Origin of the sequence: Micromonospora sp. NPDC048063 (assembly GCF_043202855.1) — a bacterium.
In the GTDB taxonomy this organism is placed as follows: domain Bacteria; phylum Actinomycetota; class Actinomycetes; order Mycobacteriales; family Micromonosporaceae; genus Micromonospora.
Genome location: NZ_JBIDBG010000047.1, coordinates 1 through 1,798 on the forward strand (window position 1 = coordinate 1; position 1,798 = coordinate 1,798).

Genomic DNA, 1,798 nt, shown 5'->3' on the forward strand with positions numbered 1-1,798 from the left:
CTCATGTAAAGGACTCCGGTGCTTGATCAGCCCGGTGGTCCTGGGGTTGCATGAGCATCCCGGCTGGTCCGGTGGGTGGCGTCGAGCACGGCTCTGAGGGTTTGGCCTCGTACGACTGATTGCCACTGCTGGCCTGGCCACGGATGCCCCGGATGAGGGAAGTGGGCCGACCCTGTCGAGGTCGGGCCCGGTTGCAGCACATGAGTGGGAGCCGTCGTCAGGACGCTCTGCCTCCTTGGGACCGTGGCTGGCAGGGACGTCTCCTTGCCTGGGCCGCCGGAGTGTGGTGACCGGTGAACGGGGAAGGGGCAGGGATGGTGCAGCGGCGGCTGGTGGGTATCGATCTGGGCATCGCGTCGGCGCACACGGTGCGGGTCCTTGACGAGGGCGGCCGGCAGGTGTGTCGCCGGCGGTGTGAGCCCAGCGTGGAGAGCCTGACTGCGGTCGAGCAGGCGGCGTTGGCCGGGGCCGTGGCGGGAACGCGGTTGGAGGTGGTGATCGAGCCGACCGGGCCGGCGTGGCTGCCGGTTGCGGTGTTCTTCACCGCCCGGGGCCACACGGTGTTCCGCGTGTCCTCGGCCAAGGCCGCGGACCTGCGCCGGTTCCTGTCCCGGCATGCGAAGTCCAACGGCATCGACGCCGACACGTTGGCCCGGTTACCGCTGGTCCACCCCGACGGGATCCGGCCGTTGCGGCTGCCGACAGCGGAGCAGGCAGCCCTGGATCGGCGGGTGCGGGCGTGTGACCGGCTCACGCAGGCCGCCTCAGAACACAAGGTGCGGATCAAGGACCTGGTCCGGCAGTTGATGCCCCTGACCCCACTGACCGGGGACCTGGGCAAGGCCGACCTGGCCGTGCTGGCCCGTTGGGCCGACCCGCGGACCCTACTCAAAGCCGGCCCCGCCCGGCTGACCGCCGCGATCACCAAGGCATCGAACAATCATCAGGGCGCCGCCCGCGCACAGGAGTGGATCACCGCGGCCCGCGCCGCGGTCGACCTCTACCGGGATCACACCGCGATCGCGTTCACCGACCTGGCCGCCGAAGTCGCCACCGAAGTACGCCTACTCGCCGCGATCGACGCCGAACTGGCCACCCACACCACCGTCAGGGAAGACGCCTACCGGTGGGCCGACCCCGGCCAGCTCGCCCGCAGCCTGCCCGGCCTGGCCACCGTCGGCGGACCGGTCCTGGCCATGGCCATCGGTGACGCCGCCCGATTCCCCACCGGCGCGCACTTCAAGTCCTACCTCGGCCTGTCACCCCGAGCGTCGGAGACCGGCAACACCGACCGCAAAGGCCAACCCATGTCCAAAGCCGGATCCCGGCTGGCCCGCGCGGCGTTGATCCGCGCCGCCGACCACGCCCGCAAACAAGACCCCCAACTAGCCAGGGTCTACTACACGCACATGGTCGAGCACGGCGCCGAACACCTCAAAGCCCTCTGCGTCGTCGCCGCCCGCCTCGCCGAACGCGCATGGACCGTCATGCGCCGCGGCATGCCCTACGTCATCTGCGACACCGACGCCACACCCGTCACCCCCGCCGAGGCGAAGAAGATCATCACCGAGCAGTGGACCGTCCCCGCCGACGTCCGCGCCCGCCGACGCAGCACCAAAACCACCAGCACGAAGGCGGGGAAGGCCCCTCAACGAGTCCTCACGGGACATGTCAGGTCAGACGCACGAAGCGCCGACAAACGAGGCGACCTCCCCCACCAGCGATCGTCCAACCAGCCGACCTACACCGTCAAGCCAGCCAGCACCTTGACAGCCGATCCCCGATAGGGAATCAGTCG

At 69.8% G+C, this 1,798-nt stretch carries 1 protein-coding gene; it reads left to right on the top strand.

The features are described 5' to 3' along the window. Nucleotides 1–314 precede the first annotated feature (314 nt). Entirely contained in the window at nucleotides 315–1,787 is a 1,473-nt protein-coding gene (locus ACGFZ2_RS34315) for an IS110 family transposase (RefSeq protein ID WP_393461029.1), read from the top strand. The last annotated feature ends 11 nt before the right edge of the window (nucleotides 1,788–1,798 follow it).